Here is a 1761-nt window from a genome sequence, read left to right on the forward strand (position 1 = left end):
AGGAGTGCGTGGTAGGGGAGCGTTCTGTAAGTCTGCGAAGGTGTGTTGTGAAGCATGCTGGAGATATCAGAAGTGCGAATGCTGACATGAGTAACGATAATGGGGGTGAAAAACCTCCACGCCGGAAGACCAAGGGTTCCTGTCCAACGTTAATCGGGGCAGGGTGAGTCGACCCCTAAGGCGAGGCCGAAAGGCGTAGTCGATGGGAAACGGGTTAATATTCCCGTACTGACGTGTATTGCGATGGGGGGACGGAGAAGGCTAGATGAGCCGGGCGTTGGTTGTCCTGGTGAAAGGGCGTAGGCAGAGTGTTTAGGTAAATCCGGACGCTTAATGCTGAGACCCGAGACGAAGTCACTACGGTGGCGAAGTCATTGATGCCCTGCTTCCAGGAAAAGCCTCTAAGCTTCAGATACACGTGAATCGTACCCCAAACCGACACAGGTGGTCGGGTAGAGAATACCAAGGCGCTTGAGAGAACTCGGGTGAAGGAACTAGGCAAAATAGTACCGTAACTTCGGGAGAAGGTACGCTGGAGCGAGTGAAGTCCCTTGCGGATGGAGCTTGGGCCAGTCGCAGTGACCAGGTGGCTGGAACTGTTTATCAAAAACACAGCACTGTGCAAACTCGCAAGAGGACGTATACGGTGTGACACCTGCCCGGTGCCGGAAGGTTAATTGATGGGGTTAGCCGCAAGGTGAAGCTCTTGATCGAAGCCCCGGTAAACGGCGGCCGTAACTATAACGGTCCTAAGGTAGCGAAATTCCTTGTCGGGTAAGTTCCGACCTGCACGAATGGTGTAATCATGGCCACGCTGTCTCCACCCGAGACTCAGTGAAATTGAATTTGCGGTGAAGATGCCGTATACCCGCGGCTAGACGGAAAGACCCCGTGAACCTTTACTATAGCTTGGCACTGAACATTGACCCTACATGTGTAGGATAGGTGGGAGGCTGTGAAGCGGTGACGCCAGTTGCCGTGGAGCCATCCTTGAAATACCACCCTTGTATGTTTGATGTTCTAACGTGGGCCCCTTATCGGGGTTGCGGACAGTGCCTGGTGGGTAGTTTGACTGGGGCGGTCTCCTCCCAAAGAGTAACGGAGGAGCACGAAGGTTGGCTAAGTACGGTCGGACATCGTACGGTTAGTGCAATGGCATAAGCCAGCTTAACTGCGAGACTGACACGTCGAGCAGGTACGAAAGTAGGTCATAGTGATCCGGTGGTTCTGTATGGAAGGGCCATCGCTCAACGGATAAAAGGTACTCCGGGGATAACAGGCTGATACCGCCCAAGAGTTCATATCGACGGCGGTGTTTGGCACCTCGATGTCGGCTCATCACATCCTGGGGCTGAAGTCGGTCCCAAGGGTATGGCTGTTCGCCATTTAAAGTGGTACGCGAGCTGGGTTCAGAACGTCGTGAGACAGTTCGGTCCCTATCTGCCGTGGGCGTTGGATGATTGAGAGGGGCTGCTCCTAGTACGAGAGGACCGGAGTGGACGAACCTCTGGTGTTCGGGTTGTCACGCCAGTGGCATTGCCCGGTAGCTACGTTCGGAATCGATAACCGCTGAAAGCATCTAAGCGGGAAGCGAGCCTCGAGATGAGTCATCCCTAGGGCTTTACGCCCTCTGAAGGGCCGTTGGAGACTACAACGTTGATAGGCAGGGTGTGTAAGCGCAGCGATGTGTTGAGCTAACCTGTACTAATGACCCGTGTGGCTTAACCATACAACACCCAAGAAGTGTGAGACCTTGCGAGT

At 54.1% G+C, this 1761-nt stretch carries 1 rRNA gene; it reads left to right on the top strand.

The annotated features are described in order from the left end of the window. A 23S ribosomal RNA gene (locus ACLEIV_RS16820) occupies window positions 1–1729 on the top strand; the annotation flags it as partial. Window positions 1730–1761 lie beyond the last annotated feature (32 nt).

Origin of the sequence: Oceanisphaera submarina, assembly GCF_046521305.1 — a bacterium.
In the GTDB taxonomy this organism is placed as follows: Bacteria; Pseudomonadota; Gammaproteobacteria; order Enterobacterales; family Aeromonadaceae; genus Oceanimonas; species Oceanimonas submarina.